Raw genomic sequence first — 14,199 nt, forward strand, 5'->3', positions numbered from 1 at the left:
CCGACCGGCGGGTATGGCCTCGGGATACGATCGTCGGCGCCATGCAGACGAACCCCACCCACACCAGCCTGGTCGCGGTCGGCGACTCCTTCACCGAAGGCATGTCGGACCTGCTTCCCGACGGCTCGTACCGCGGCTGGGCCGATGTCCTCGCGGGCCGGATGGCCGCCCGGACGCCCGGATTCCGGTATGCCAACCTGGCCGTGCGCGGCAAGCTCATCAAGCAGATCGTCGACGAGCAGGTCGATCTCGCCGCCGCGATGCGGCCGGATGTGATCACCCTGGTCGGCGGTCTGAACGACACGCTGCGGCCCAAGTGCGACATGGACCGCGTACGGGGCCTGCTGACCGAGGCCGTGGAGCGGCTGGCCCCCTCGTGCAAGCAGCTCGTCCTGATGCGCAGCCCGGGCCGTCAGGGCCCGGTCCTCGAACGCTTCCGGCCTCGTATGGAGGAGCTGTTCGCCTGCGTCGACGAGCTCGCCGAGCGGCACGGCGCGCTCGTGGTCGACCTCTACGGCGCGCCCTCGCTGTCCGATCCGCGCATGTGGGACGTGGACCGGCTGCATCTGACGGCCGAAGGACATCGCCGGGTGGCGGAGGCCGTATGGCAGACCCTCGGGTACGAGGCGGAGGATACGCAGTGGCGTACGCCGATGCCGCCGAGCGCTCCGCCCGGCTGGCTCGCGCGCCGGACCGCGGACGTCCGCTTCACCCGGCAGCATCTGCTGCCGTGGATAGGGCGGCGGCTGACGGGCCGCTCGTCGGGGGACGGCCGCCCGGCCAAGCGTCCGGACCTGCTGGCGTACCAGGATCCGGCCGTCCAGGAGTAGTGAACGCTCCGGAGGGAGCCGCGCATGACCACCAGGGTGATCAACCTCAAGGGCCGTCTCCAGGACTTCGGTCCCCGGCTGGAACACGCCCGCGGCGACCTCGTCCACATCGGCCGCCGCCTGGTCAGGGGCGGCTGGAACCTGCCCCGGCACCCGCTGTTCAACCCGTTCCAGATCGACACCGGGAAGAAGAAGCGCGACGGGACCCGGGCCGAGGTGATGGCCAAGTACCGGGAGTATCTGATGGCACGCCCCGAGCTGCTGGACCAGGTGCCCGGGCTGCGCGGTAGGACGCTCGCCTGTTTGGTGCGCCCCCGAGCTGTGCCACGGGGACGTCCTGGCGGAGGTCGCGGACAAGCCGAGGCAGACGGGACGCCGCTCCCAGGCGGTGTCTGACGATTCCCGCCGGGCGCGCGACTCCCCCAGCCTGGCGGCTGGGAGGTGCCCCCAGGCACGGCACCTCGTCGCGTTGTCGGATCACCCGAGTGCGTCCGGTACGCGGATGATCCTCCGCCTTGCGATGCACCGCACCAGACGCCGCGCGCTTATCCGGCGCGAATGTCAGACACCCCCTAGCAGCCGCGTTCGGTCGCGCACCCGGACGCCCGGGACAGCGCGACGGCGGTCTCGTAGGTTCCGCCGAATCACCCGATGGCGCTGGCCTGCAGGAATCGCCAGTAGAATCCGTACACGTGACTGCTGCGCCCGCAAAGCCCCGAATCCCGAACGTCCTCGCCGGACGCTATGCCTCCGCCGAGCTTGCCACGCTCTGGTCCCCCGAGCAGAAGGTGAGGCTGGAGCGGCAGCTCTGGCTCGCCGTGCTGCGGGCCCAGAAGGACCTGGGGGTCGACGTCCCGGACGCCGCGATCACCGACTACGAGCGCGTGCTCGACCAGGTCGATCTCGCCTCGATCGCCGAGCGCGAGAAGGTCACCCGGCACGATGTGAAGGCCCGGATCGAGGAGTTCAACGCCCTCGCCGGACACGAGCACGTACACAAGGGCATGACCTCCCGCGATCTGACGGAGAACGTCGAGCAGCTGCAGATCCGGCTCTCCCTGGAGCTGGTGCGCGGCCGCACGGTGGCCGTGCTGGCGCGCCTCGGCAAGCTCGCGGCCGAGTACGGCGAGCTGGTCATGGCCGGCCGCTCCCACAACGTGGCCGCGCAGGCCACCACCCTGGGCAAGCGCTTCGCGACCGCCGCCGACGAACTGCTCGTGGCCTACGGCCGGGTCGAGGAGCTGCTCGGCCGCTACCCGCTGCGCGGCATCAAGGGCCCCGTCGGCACGGCCCAGGACATGCTCGACCTGCTCGGCGGGGACGCGGCGAAGCTCGCGGACCTGGAACGGCGCATCGCCGGTCACCTGGGCTTCTCGCAGGCCTTCACCTCGGTCGGCCAGGTCTACCCGCGCTCGCTCGACTACGAGGTGGTCACCGCCCTGGTGCAGCTGGCGGCGGCGCCGTCGTCGCTGGCCAAGACGATCCGGCTGATGGCCGGCCACGAGCTGGTGACCGAGGGCTTCAAGCCCGGCCAGGTCGGCTCGTCCGCGATGCCGCACAAGATGAACACCCGCTCCTGCGAGCGCGTCAACGGCCTGATGGTGATCCTGCGCGGCTACGCCTCGATGACCGGCGAGCTGGCGGGCGACCAGTGGAACGAGGGCGATGTGTCGTGCTCGGTGGTGCGCCGGGTCGCGCTGCCGGACGCGTTCTTCGCGCTGGACGGTCTGCTGGAGACGTTCCTGACGGTGCTCGACGAGTTCGGTGCCTTCCCCGCCGTCGTCGCGCGTGAGCTGGACCGCTATCTGCCGTTCCTCGCCACGACGAAGGTGCTGATGGCGTCGGTGCGCGCGGGCGTCGGCCGGGAGGTGGCCCACGAGGCCATCAAGGAGAACGCCGTGTCCTGCGCGCTCGCGATGCGCGAGCAGGGCGCCGAGCGCAACGAGCTGCTGGACCGGCTGGCCGCCGACGAGCGCATCCCGTTGGACCGCGCACGGCTCGACGCGCTGATGGCGGACAAGCTGTCCTTCACGGGCGCCGCGGCCGACCAGGTCGCCGCGGTCGTGGGTCGCGTCGAGGAGATCGTGAAGCAGCACCCCGAGGCCGCCGGCTACACCCCGGGGGCGATCCTCTGACCCGGTTCACCCCGGAGGAACTTCAGGCCGCCCGCGACCGTCTGGTGCCGGACGTGGTCGCGGACGGCCTCAAGGTGCTTTTCTGCGGCATCAATCCCGGTCTGATGACGGCGGCGACGGGCCATCACTTCGCCCGCCCCGGCAACCGCTTCTGGCCGGTGCTGCATCTGTCCGGCTTCACACCGAGGCTGATGAAACCCTCGGAGCAGCGGGACTTGCTCACCTACGGGCTCGGTATCACCAATGTGGTGGCGCGGGCGACGGCACGGGCCGACGAGCTGGGCCCCGAGGAGTACCGCCAGGGCGGGCGGGTCCTCGCCGCCAAGGTGGCGCGGCTGCGGCCTGCGTGGCTGGCGGTGGTCGGGGTGACCGCGTATCGCGCGGCCTTCGCGGACCGAGGGGCCGCCGTGGGCCCGCAGCAGCGGACGATCGGCTCGACCCGGGTGTGGGTGCTGCCCAACCCCAGTGGTCTGAACGCGCATTGGACGGCGGTGACGATGGCGGAGGAGTTCGCCCGGTTGCGGACGGCCGCGGAGCAACCGCCGGCCGGGAGGGTCACGGGGGATCCGTCTCCGTGACGACCGCGAGGAGCTGGAACGGCAGCTCCTTGTCCCACTGGGAGACCCCGAGGGCGACCCACCGGCCCGCCTCGGCCGACTTCCACAGCTGGACGTCCGGTATGTGCCCGCTGAGGGCGGCCCAGGGCTGCTCTACGTTCTCGCCCCGCAGGGCCCGGTCGAGAACGCTGGAGAGGCTGAAGATGTGGGGCGGCCCCCAGCGCTCGGTCAGCCGCTCGCCGAGGCCGTCCCGGTCGGCCTCGTACTGCGCCGCCGTCTCCTCCCGCTCACAGCCGCCGTCCTCCCAGAACTCGCCGCTCGTCTGTAAAGCGGCCGTGTGATATCCGGGCCCGCTCTCACCGTGCTCCGTCCTGCCGCGCGCCGCGGGGAACTCCCGGGCGCACAGCAGGTCTATGACGGAGAGGTACCTCGCGATGTCCATGCAGTCCAGTAAAGCGGCCGCCACTGACAATTGGCACGGCGTCAGGAACCGGCGGGAGACGTTCGGTCTCCGTGCCGTCCGTCAGGCGATGCCGCCGTTGGCGAAGACCACCTGGCCGTTGACCCACCGTCCCGGTCCGGCGAGGAACGCGACGGTCTCGGCGATGTCGTCCGGCGTGCCCAGACGCTCCAGCGGGGACTGCGCGGCGAGCCGGTCCACGGCCTCCTTGTCCTTGCCGTCGAGGAACAGCGGGGTCGCCGTGGGGCCGGGCGCGACGGCGTTCACGGTGATGTCGCGACCGCGCAGCTCGCGGGCCAGCACCAGCGTCATGGCCTCGACGGCGCCCTTGCCGGCGGCGTAGGCGGCATAGCCGGGGAACGCGAGCCGGGTCACGGAGGTGGAGAAGGTGACGACGGCGCCGCCGCCGCGGACGCGGCGGGCCGCCTGCTGGGCCACCACGAATGTGCCGCGGACGTTGGTGCGGTGCATCCGGTCCAGCGCGTCCAGGTCGAACTCGACGACCGGACCGAGGAGCATCACGCCCGCGGTGTGGACCACGACGTCGATCCCGCCGAAGGCCCGCTCGACCGCGTCGAACGCCTCGGCCATGGCGGCTTCGTCGGCGACGTCGCCGGTCACCGCGATCGCCCGGCCGTGCGCCTCCTCGATGGCGGCGACGGTCTCGTCGGCGGCGGCCTTGTTGCCCGCGTAGTGGACGGCGACCGCCATGCCGTTTGCGGCCAGCCGCCGGGCGACCGCGCGGCCGATGCCCCCGGAGGCCCCGGTGACTAGTGCGACGCGTGTGGTGTCGGACATGGTGCTGCCCCTTCTCTCTTGATCAACGACCCCGCTTATGGACGGCGCGTCCATAAAAGCATTTTGTGAACGCGTCGTCCATATGTGAGGGTGGGTATCCGGTCACACGCATACGGGAGGACAGAGGATGCCGGAGCCATCGGAGCGGGAGAGGTCCTCGCGGGTGCGGCGCGGCCGGGGGCGGCGGCCCGCGGCCGAGGTGCGCGCCGACGCCCTGGAGGCGGCCGGTGCCCTGCTGCTGGAGGGGGGCATGGGCCCGTTCACCATCGAGGCGGTCGCGGACAAGGCCGGCGTCAGCAAGACGACGATCTACAAGTGGTGGCCGTCCAAGGGGGCACTCGCCCTCGACGGCTACTTCCACGCCGTCGAGTCCGCGCTGACCTTCCCCGACAGCGGCGACATCGAGGCCGATCTCACGGCGCAGCTCCGTGCGTTCGTCCATGTCGTCACCCGGACTCCTGCCGGACGGGTGATCGCCGAACTCATCGGCCAGGCGCAGACCGACCCCGATCTGTCCGCCGCCCTGCTGAAGCGCTACTCCGGCCCGCGGCGGGAGTTGGCCGTGGAGACGATGCTGCGGGCCCGGTCGCGCGGCCAACTGCGCGCCGACGTCGACCCCGAGGTGCTGGTCGACCAGCTCTGGGGTGCCTGCTACCACCGTCTGCTGATGCCCAACCTGCCCCTCACCGAGGAGTTCGCGGTGAGCCTGGTCGCGAACCTCATGCACGGCGTCAGGGCCTGAACCGCCACCCGGCGGTTCCCGTTCCGCTCTGCTGCCGCCCGGCCCTCGCGGGTGAGCGCGGTGCCGAGTACGATCCGCCCAACACGCGCACGAGCTGGGAGGACGGACGTTGGGGCGGCTGACCGGCGGGGACCCCTCTCTGCTCAGAAGGATCAACTCCGCGGTGGTGCTGCACGCGCTGCGCGCCACGGACTGCGCGACGCTCACCGAGATCACCACGGTGACCGGGCTGTCCCGGCCGACCGTCGAGGGTGTGGTCGAGGGACTGATCGAGGCCGGACTCGTGGTGGAGCAGGCCGCCGAGGGGGGTGCGACCCGCCGACAGGGGCGGCCCGCGCGGAGGTTCAGGTTCCGGGCGGAGGCGGGCCATCTGCTGGGTCTGGACGTCGGTGCCCACCGGGTGACCGCCCTCCTCGCCGATCTCGGCGGGCGGGAACTGGGCTCGCTGTCCAAGGAGATCTCCGAGTCGGCGCCGGCGGACGAACGTCTGGACCGGCTGCGGGGCACGGTCGCCGAACTGCTGCGCCGTGCGGGCGTGGCACGCGACTCCCTGCGCGCGGTGGGCGTCGCCAGCCCCGGGATCGTGGAGGCGGACGGCACCGTGCGTCTGGGCACGGCCCTCCCGGAGTGGACGGGGCTGAGGCTGGGCGAACGGCTCGGCCGCTCCTTCAAGTGCCCGGTCCTCGTCGAGAACGACGCCAACGCGGCGGCCGTGGCCGAGCACTGGAAGGGGGCGGCCACCGAGTCGGACGACGTCGTCTTCGTGCTGGCGGGGCTGAGTCCCGGCGCCGGCGCGCTGATCGGCGGACGACTGCACCGTGGCTACGGCGGGGCGGCCGGGGAGATCGGCGCCCTGCATCTGCTGGGCCGCGAGGCGGCTCCGGAGAAGCTGTTGTCGACCACGGACGAACCGCTGCAACCGCTGGACGAACAGCAGGTCGCCGATGTCTTCGCGCTCGCCCGGGAGGGCGACCAGCGGGCCCGCGCGGCCGTGGAACGGTTCATCCAGCGGCTGGTGCACGATGTGGCCGCCCTCGCCCTGGCCCTCGATCCCGAACTCGTCGTCATCGGCGGCTGGGCGGCGGGCCTGGACGGCGTACTGGATCCGCTGCGCCAGGAGCTGGACCGCTACTGTCTGCGCCCGCCGAAGGTGACCCTGTCACGGCTCGGCGAGGCCGCCGTGGCGACGGGGGCGCTGCGGCTGGCCCTTGACCATGTGGAGGAGCAACTGTTCGCGGTGGAGGGCACGGTCACGGCGCGACGCTGAACCCGACGGGGCGGGTCCGACGGCGTGGGTGTGCGGTACGCGTCGGACGCAGGCCCGGCCCGTCGGCGTACGCACACCACGCCCGCACAAAACGTCGCGCCCCGGATTCCCGGGGCGCGACGGACAGGGCTCTCGGTGATCAGGAGGCGCGGCGCTCCGGATCGTGGTGGATCTCGACATGTCCCGAGGCGCCGAAGGTCAGCCGGCAGGTGTCGGCGCGGTACGTGGCGAGCGAGACCGCCGCCGTGCGGCCACCGGCGTGGTAGCGGGTGGTGACGACGAGGACGGGCGCGCCGGGCAGCCGGTCCAGCTCCTTGGCGTCCTCGGCGCTGGCCGAGCCCAGCTCGACGGACTGGTCCTGGTCCTCCAGCCCGAGGTGCTGCAGCTCGCGCAGCACGGCACGCGCGCGAGCCGCACCGGAGGGCGAGTCGATCGCGGAGAGGTCGGGCACCGAGGAGTCCGGGATGTAGAGCAGCTCGGCGGCGACAGGCTGGCCGTGGGTCGTCCGGGAGCGCCGCACGGTGTGCACCCGCTCGTCCCGGTCGGTCTCCAGAAGATCGGCCACGGCGGCGGGCGGGGCCGCGCTCGCGCAGTCGACGGGCTGCCAGGCGTCCCCGGCGGCGCCCGGCCACTGGTGCCGCTCGGCGCCGACCGCGACCCCCACGCGCGGCGGGGCTACGGTCGTACCGACTCCGCGGCGGCGCTGGAGGCGCCCTTCCAGTTCGAGCTGTTCGAGTGCCTGCCGGAGCGTGGCACGAGCGACGCCGAAGCGGGCCGCGAGATCGCGTTCGTTGGGCAGGATCTCGCCCACCGAGAACTCGGAGTCGAGTGCCTCGGTGAGCACGGTCTTGAGATGCCAGTACTTAGGTTCCGGCACCGATTCGAGCTGCGTGGTCCCCACCCTGTCCTCCGCAATCGCCGTGGTGCGACGGCGTTTTAGCGCCCTTGTTTATTAAAGGTTGTTGCACTTCTCTGCGACCATAGGGCGGCCCCCACCCTTGGTCAATACCAATCCTCGATCCCTTACGCGGCACAGGAACGCGATGCCGCGGGGCGTTCACGCGGCGTTCGCGGTGCGCGACACGGACGACATGAGGGCGAACCCTTTCGTACCCGAATGTTCATGTACGGAAGCTTTGCGTTTCGGGCCGGGCACGACCGCGGCCTACCGGCCGGTAGCAGTTGCTGACAAGCTGTCTACGAACAGCGATCACCAGCGTGTCCCAGACGAGGAGCAGCAGCATGGCCGCCACGGTCTCCTTCAGCGTCCCCTCCCCGCACGGCCCGCGGACCGTCACCGTCTCGTACGCGCGCGTGGGCACCGGCGAACCGCTTCTGCTGCTCCACGGCATCGGCCATCACCGTCAGGCCTGGGACCCGGTCGTGGACATCCTGGCCACCGAGCGCGACGTGATCGCGGTGGACCTCCCCGGTTTCGGCGCGTCCCCGGCCCTGCCGGACGGACTCGCCTACGACCTGTCGACGGTGGTGCCCGCGCTCGGCGCGCTGTGCACGGCGCTGGAGCTCGGCCGTCCGCATGTGGCGGGCAACTCCCTGGGCGGTCTGCTGGCCCTGGAACTGGGCCGCACGAACCTCGTACGGTCCGTCACCGCGCTCTCGCCCGCCGGGTTCTGGACCCCGGCGGAGCGGCGGTACGCGTTCACGGTGCTCCTCGCGATGCGCCGGACCGCGCGGAACATACCGGTGCCGGTGGTGGAGCGGCTCTCGCGCACGGCGGCCGGGCGCACGGTACTGACGAGCACCATCTATGCCCGCCCGGGCCGCCGTTCGCCCGAGGCCGTCGTCGCCGAGACGCTGGCGCTGGCCCGCGCCGAGGGATTCGCCGACACCCTCCGAGGGGGCGCCTCCGTGCAGTTCGCGGAGGACCTGCCCGGGCTGCCCGTCACCGTGGCATGGGGCACCCGGGACCGGATCCTGATGCGCCGTCAGGGTGTCCGCGCCAAGCAGATCATTCCCAAGGCACGCCTGGTGCGACTGCCCGGCTGCGGACATGTGCCGATGAACGACGATCCGGCGCTGGTCGCGCGGGTCATCCTGGACGGCAGCCGCTGAGCGTGCGGGGGGCGGGCCCCGCGGTCCCCGTGTCACCCCGGGCGGTTGTTCACTTCCGGTTTCCGTGTGCGCTGCGGCGCACCAGTAGTTGTGACAGTGCCCATTGGCAGGAACCGTCCACCGGAGGCGCCTTCATGTCACACCGTCCCTTCCCCGGCCGCCGCAGCGTGCTGCGCGGCTCGCTGGCCGCGTCCGCGGCCCTCGCTCTGCCCACCACGCTCGGCGCGGCACCCGCGTTCGCCCTGTCGGGGCGCCCGAAGGCGGGATGGGGTGTCCAGGCCGGCGACGTGACCGCCCACTCCGGTCTCGTCTGGGTGCGTTCCGACCGCCCCGCCCGGATGATCGTCGAGACCTCGGCGACGGAGTCGTTCCGCAATCCGCACAGATGGCAGGGCCCGCTGCTCGGCGCGGACACGGACTTCACCGGCACCACACGACTGCACGGGCTGCCGGCCGGCGAACAGATCCACTACCGTGTGCTGCTGGCCGACCCGCACGACCCGCGGCGCACCGGCGAACCCGTGACGGGCACCTTCCGCACGACCCCGCTCGGCCGACACCACGGGGTCCGCTTCCTGTGGTCGGGCGACCTCGCGGGCCAGGGCTGGGGCATCAACCCGGACCGCGGCGGCTACCGGATCTACGACGCGATGGCGAAGCTCGACCCGGACTTCTTCCTGTGCAGCGGCGACAACATCTACGCCGACGGGCCGATCTCGGCGACCCAGGCCCTGCCCGACGGCAGCACCTGGCGCAACATCACCACCGAGGAGAAGTCCAAGGTGGCCGAGACGCTGGCCGAGTACCGCGGCAACTTCCGCTACAACCTGCTGGACGAGAACCTCAGGCGGTTCAACGCCCAGGTCCCGTCGATCATCCAGTGGGACGACCACGAGGTCCGCAACAACTGGTACCCCGGCGAGGTGATCGCCTCCTCCGACACCCGCTACACCGAGAAGAGCATCGACGTGCTCGCCGCCCGCGCCCGGCGTGCGTTCAGCGAGTACTTCCCGATCTCGACGCTGGAGCCGGGCGACCGCAACGGCCGGGTGTACCGGGTCATGCGGCACGGTCCGCTGCTGGACGTCTTCGTCCTCGACATGCGCACCTACCGCAACGCCAACTCGACCGACCACCAGACCGTGGACCCGCAGGGCATCCTCGGCGCCGAGCAGCTGGAGTGGCTCAAGCGGGAGCTCGCCCGGTCGCGCGCGGTGTGGAAGGTCATCGCCGCGGACATGCCGCTCGGCCTGGTCGTGCCGGACCCCATGGAGAACCTGCCCGACTTCGAGGCGGTCGCCCAGGGGGACCCGGGCGCGCCGCTCGGGCGGGAGCTGCAGATCGCCGAGCTGCTGCGGTTCATCAAGCACCGCCGGATCACGGGCACGCTGTGGCTGACGGCCGATGTGCACCACACCTCGGCGCAGCACTACCACCCCTCGCGCGCGGCGTTCACCGACTTCGAGCCGTTCTGGGAGTTCGTCTCCGGGCCGCTCAACGCCGGTGCGTTCCCGGCCAGCGCGCTCGACAACACGTTCGGCCCGGATCGGGTGTTCGTGAAGGCGCCGACCGACTCGAACGTCTCCCCCGCGGGCGGCTACCAGTTCTTCGGCGAGGTCGACATCGACGGTGGCAGCGGGGAGTTGACGGTCCGGCTGCGGGAGCAGGACGGGACCGTGCTCTTCACACAGGTGCTGCAGCCGGGGCGGGTCGGGCAGTAGTCGGCGGCGCCCCCGCGTCTCCACTGAACTCACCTGACCCGCCGGGTGGTTGAGGGCCGCGTGGAGGGCCCGCGTGGTCCACCGCGGGCGGCCGGCTCGCGTACCCTCGATCACTGTGCCGCGCACCGGAGTCATCCCCCGGTGCGCGGCGGCCGGTGCCGGTGACACGCAAAAGCTTCGTCAAAAAAACAACAAAAAGGACAGAAGTATACTTTACCCATCAGACACAAAGCGTTTGTGATCACGCAACACCCTTCCTCCACAGTGGTTGCATGACTCCTGACATGTCTGATGTGACGCGTGCGAAGCACGGTCGCCCGGTCCACCACTGGCGACGGGACCTGATCGAGCTGGCCGCCCTGTTCACGGCGGTGGCGGTGGCGGACGTGACCGCCGATCTGATCGGGCACGGCCCCGACGGTCCCGCCCTGCTGGGACTCTCGGCCGTGGCCCTGGTCGCGACGGCCGGCTTCCACATCTGGTGGTCACGCCGCCACGGTCACGCACCCCCGACGAGTGATACCGGCGCCCGGCCGCCCGGCGACGAGCGGCAGGCCGGGCCGTCCGAGCGCGACGCGGCCGCCGGGGCGACCTCCCTGTGGCGGATGCGGACCACGGTGCAGGACGAGCCGGGCACCCTGGCCGCGCTGTGCACGGCGCTGGCCGGGCAACGGATCGACATCCTGAGCCTGCAGACGCATCCCCTGGCCGAGGGCACGGTGGACGAGTTCCTGCTGCGGGCTCCGGCCGAGCTGGAGGCGAGCGAGATCACGCGGGCCGTGTCGCTCTCCGGAGGCTCCGAGACCTGGATCGAGCGGGCCGACGCGCACGACCTCGTGGACGCTCCCACCCGGATACTGAGCCTGGCCACGCGCACCGCGCTCGACGCGGCGGAACTCCCGCTCGCGCTCCGCCAGTTGCTCGGCCGGTGCACCATCCGCTCCCTGCCCGCCCGCTCCCCCGGCTCAGGACGCCCGGAGGCGGACGCTCCCGTCGAGGGGGCCCTGGAGGACACGGTGATGCGGCTGCGGGCGCCGGAGGGCGGGGTGATCATGGTGGAGCGGCCGTATCTGCCGTTCACGCCGACGGAGTTCGCGCGGGCGCGGGCGTTGGTCGAACTGGACGCCCGGCTCGGTCCGCGCATCCCCCGCAGCCAGGACGTACTGACCCTGCCGAAGGGCACCGCGATCACCGTGCGGCGGGCCGACACCTCGGATCTCGAAGCGGCGAAGGACATGCACGACCGGTGCTCGCCGCGCACCCTGAGCATGCGGTACCACGGACCCGTCGGCGACGCGGACCGCTATCTCAACCACCTGCTCAGCCCCCGCTTCGGCCGCACGCTCGCGGTGCAGACCCCGTCGGGGCGCGTCGTCGGCCTCGGGCATCTGCTGTGGGACGGCGACGAGACGGAGGTGGCCCTGCTCGTCGAGGACGAGTGGCAGCGGCGCGGCATCGGCAGCGAACTCCTCGGCCGTCTGGTGACAATGGCGGTCGAGGCGGGCTGCGAGAGCGTCTACGCGGTCACGCAGGCGTCGAACACGGGCATGGTCGCCGCGATGCGCGGCCTCGGGCTGCCCCTCGACTACCAGATCGAGGAGGGCGTCCTCGTCATCACGGCACGCCTGGAGGCGACTCCGGTGGCGTCGAGGCTGCCCTACGACCACGCCTACGAGCAGCACGGCGCGAAGGGCGCCCAGGACTGAGGCCGCGCGCACGGCGTGCGGCACACGGAACGGCCCGGCGTACTCCGCCGGGCCGTTCGGCTTCCCCGGGGACCCGGGCGAAGAGGGTGCCCGTTACCGCTCCGCGACCTCTTCCGTCCGCCGCTCGCCGTCGGTCGCCGCGGCCCCGAGCGCCCCGTCGAGATCGGTCCACAGGTCCTCGACGTCCTCCAGGCCCACCGACAGCCGCAGCAACCGGTCGCTCACCCCGGCGCCCTGACGGTCGGGCTCGTCGACGATGCGGTGGCTGATCGACGCGGGGTGCTGGATGAGGCTGTCCACGCTGCCGAGACTCACCGCGGGAGTGATCAGCCGGACCCCGCCGATCACCGCGTGCGGATCGCCGTGCACCTCGAAGGCGATCATCGCGCCGCCGATGCGCGGGTAGTGCACTCGGGCGACGCGGGGATCGGCGGCGAGCCGGCCGGCGAGTTCGGCGGCGGTGGCGGACGCGGCCCGGACCCGTATCGGCAGCGTCGACAGACCACGCAGCAGCAGATAGCCGGCGAGCGGATGCAGCACCGCGCCCGTCGCGAAGCGCACCTGGCGCAGCCGGCGCGCCAGCTCCTCGTCGCACGCCACCACGCCGCCCATCACATCGCCGTGGCCGCCGAGGTACTTGGTGGCGCTGTGCAGCACCAGCCGGGCGCCGTGCTCGGCGGGGCGCTGCAGCACGGGCGTCGCGAAGGTGTTGTCCACGAGCAGCGGGACCGAGCCGCAGGCGTGGGCGATCGCGCGCAGGTCGACCTCCGCGAGCGTCGGGTTGGCCGGCGACTCGACCATGACGAGACCGGTGTCGGGGCGCAGCGCCGCCGCGATGCCCGCCGGGTCGGTCCAGGTCACCTCCGAGCCCAGCAGTCCGGCGTTCAGCAGATGGTCGCTGCAGCCGTACAGCGGTCGTACGGCCACCACATGGCGCAGCCCGAGCGCGTTCCGCGCCAGCAGCACGGCGCTCAGCGCGGCCATCCCGCTGGCGAAGGCGACGGCGCTCTCGGTGCCCTCCAGCCGGGCGAGCGCGGTCTCGAAGCGGGCGACGGTCGGGTTGCCGAGCCGCGCGTAGACGGGCGGGCCGGCAGGCTCCCCGCCGTCGGCCGCGAAAGCGTCGATCCGGGCCGCCTCCCCACGGCTGTCGTAGGAGGGGTAGGTGGTGGAGAGGTCGATGGGCGCGGCGTGCAACCCCTGGGCGACGAGGTCCTCACGCCCGGCGTGCACGGCCTCGGTGGCCAGTGCCCGGAGGCCGGGCAGGTCGCCGACGGGGAATCGATTCTGCGTGTCCTGAGTGCGGGCATCCATGGGCCCGCAGCCTGAACACCACACGGGGTCGTGGCGGCGGCACCCGTGTTACGTTCGGCGCATGGCCGAATCTGTCGTACTGGACCCGGTGGATCTCCACCTTCTGCGCCTGTTGCAGAACGACGCCCGGACGACCTACCGCGATCTGGCGGCCCAGGTGGGCGTGGCTCCCTCGACCTGTCTGGACCGGGTGACCCGGCTGCGCCGTTCGGGTGTGATTCTCGGCCACCAGCTGCGACTGGACCCGGCGAAGCTCGGGCGCGGACTCGAAGCGCTGCTGTCGGTGCAGGTCAGACCGCATCGACGGGAACTGGTGGGACCCTTCGTGGAGCGGATCCGGGCGTTGCCCGAGTCCCGTACGGTCTTCCATCTCACCGGACCCGACGACTATCTGGTGCATGTCGCGGTTGCAGACATGGCCGATCTCCAGCGCCTGGTTCTGGACGAGTTCACGGCCCGGCGCGAAGTGGCGCGGGTGGAGACCCGGCTGATCTTCCAGCAGTGGGACTGCGGTCCGCTGCTGCCACCCGGCCAGAGCGCGCCGAAACCCGCTGAGCAGGCGTAAGCCGAGCGCGGAAACCCCGTGACGCGGACCACGT

The 14,199-nt window shown here is 71.9% G+C and carries 13 protein-coding genes and 1 pseudogene; 10 read left to right on the forward strand and 4 right to left on the reverse strand.

The genetic code is table 11. The annotated features are described in order from the left end of the window. The first annotated feature begins 41 nt into the window (after nucleotides 1-41). From ACFY2Z_RS19590 to mug, 4 genes and pseudogenes are all read left to right on the forward strand, one after another. Nucleotides 42-830: an SGNH/GDSL hydrolase family protein gene (locus tag ACFY2Z_RS19590; protein WP_390745369.1), complete on the forward strand. Its 789-nt coding sequence runs from the start codon at nucleotides 42-44 to the stop codon at nucleotides 828-830. Nucleotides 831-854: 24 nt separating this feature from the next. Then, a pseudogene (locus tag ACFY2Z_RS19595) lies at nucleotides 855-1,185 on the forward strand (DUF4326 domain-containing protein); the annotation flags it as partial. A gap of 337 nt (nucleotides 1,186-1,522) precedes the next feature. Beyond that, on the forward strand, nucleotides 1,523-2,965 hold the full coding sequence (purB, locus tag ACFY2Z_RS19600) for an adenylosuccinate lyase (RefSeq protein ID WP_390745370.1): 1,443 nt from the start codon (nucleotides 1,523-1,525) through the stop codon (nucleotides 2,963-2,965). Continuing rightward, nucleotides 2,962-3,543: a G/U mismatch-specific DNA glycosylase gene (gene mug / locus ACFY2Z_RS19605; RefSeq protein WP_390745461.1), complete on the forward strand. Its 582-nt coding sequence runs from the start codon at nucleotides 2,962-2,964 to the stop codon at nucleotides 3,541-3,543. Before purB ends, mug begins: the two co-directional genes overlap by 4 nt. On the opposite strand, the gene ACFY2Z_RS19610 is transcribed toward mug, so the two are convergent. Together ACFY2Z_RS19610 and ACFY2Z_RS19615 are read right to left on the reverse strand one after the other, a co-directional pair. Next, the gene (locus ACFY2Z_RS19610; protein ID WP_390745371.1) at nucleotides 3,521-3,964 is read right to left on the reverse strand and encodes a hypothetical protein; all 444 of its coding nucleotides are present in this window, start codon (nucleotides 3,962-3,964) and stop codon (nucleotides 3,521-3,523) included. The genes mug and ACFY2Z_RS19610 overlap by 23 nt on opposite strands. A gap of 81 nt (nucleotides 3,965-4,045) precedes the next feature. Next, nucleotides 4,046-4,780: an SDR family oxidoreductase gene (locus tag ACFY2Z_RS19615; protein ID WP_390745372.1), complete on the reverse strand. Its 735-nt coding sequence runs from the start codon at nucleotides 4,778-4,780 to the stop codon at nucleotides 4,046-4,048. 127 nt (nucleotides 4,781-4,907) lie between these two features. Between ACFY2Z_RS19615 and ACFY2Z_RS19620 the strand changes: the two genes are divergently transcribed. Continuing rightward, nucleotides 4,908-5,522, forward strand: a complete 615-nt coding sequence (locus ACFY2Z_RS19620; protein ID WP_390745373.1) for a TetR/AcrR family transcriptional regulator C-terminal ligand-binding domain-containing protein — start codon at nucleotides 4,908-4,910, stop codon at nucleotides 5,520-5,522. 109 nt (nucleotides 5,523-5,631) lie between these two features. After that, on the forward strand, nucleotides 5,632-6,789 hold the full coding sequence (locus ACFY2Z_RS19625; protein WP_390745374.1) for an ROK family transcriptional regulator: 1,158 nt from the start codon (nucleotides 5,632-5,634) through the stop codon (nucleotides 6,787-6,789). Between the two features lie 139 nt (nucleotides 6,790-6,928). Here the strand turns inward: ACFY2Z_RS19625 and ACFY2Z_RS19630 are convergent, their stop codons facing one another. Beyond that, entirely contained in the window at nucleotides 6,929-7,690 is a 762-nt protein-coding gene (locus tag ACFY2Z_RS19630; protein ID WP_390745375.1) for a GntR family transcriptional regulator, read from the reverse strand. Nucleotides 7,691-8,031: 341 nt separating this feature from the next. Between ACFY2Z_RS19630 and ACFY2Z_RS19635 the strand changes: the two genes are divergently transcribed. The 3 genes from ACFY2Z_RS19635 (at nucleotide 8,032) to ACFY2Z_RS19645 (ending at nucleotide 12,289) form a co-directional block, all read left to right on the forward strand. Further along, nucleotides 8,032-8,862 (forward strand): alpha/beta fold hydrolase, encoded by an 831-nt coding sequence (locus ACFY2Z_RS19635; RefSeq protein WP_390745376.1) that lies wholly within the window; start codon nucleotides 8,032-8,034, stop codon nucleotides 8,860-8,862. A 134-nt stretch (nucleotides 8,863-8,996) separates the two neighbouring features. Then, nucleotides 8,997-10,583: an alkaline phosphatase D family protein gene (locus ACFY2Z_RS19640; RefSeq protein WP_390745377.1), complete on the forward strand. Its 1,587-nt coding sequence runs from the start codon at nucleotides 8,997-8,999 to the stop codon at nucleotides 10,581-10,583. Nucleotides 10,584-10,855: 272 nt separating this feature from the next. Beyond that, nucleotides 10,856-12,289: a GNAT family N-acetyltransferase gene (locus ACFY2Z_RS19645; RefSeq protein WP_390745378.1), complete on the forward strand. Its 1,434-nt coding sequence runs from the start codon at nucleotides 10,856-10,858 to the stop codon at nucleotides 12,287-12,289. Between the two features lie 93 nt (nucleotides 12,290-12,382). Here ACFY2Z_RS19645 and ACFY2Z_RS19650 read toward each other — a convergent pair whose 3' ends face one another. Then, a complete protein-coding gene (locus ACFY2Z_RS19650; protein WP_390745379.1) occupies nucleotides 12,383-13,600 on the reverse strand; it encodes a trans-sulfuration enzyme family protein in 1,218 nt (405 codons plus the stop codon). 61 nt (nucleotides 13,601-13,661) lie between these two features. Here ACFY2Z_RS19650 and ACFY2Z_RS19655 point away from each other — a divergent pair, with 61 nt between their 5' ends. Further along, a complete protein-coding gene (locus ACFY2Z_RS19655; protein ID WP_390745380.1) occupies nucleotides 13,662-14,165 on the forward strand; it encodes an Lrp/AsnC family transcriptional regulator in 504 nt (167 codons plus the stop codon). Nucleotides 14,166-14,199 lie beyond the last annotated feature (34 nt).

The sequence above is a fragment of the Streptomyces sp. NPDC001222 genome (genome assembly GCF_042896945.1).
Classification (GTDB): Bacteria; Actinomycetota; Actinomycetes; order Streptomycetales; family Streptomycetaceae; genus Streptomyces; species Streptomyces gibsoniae.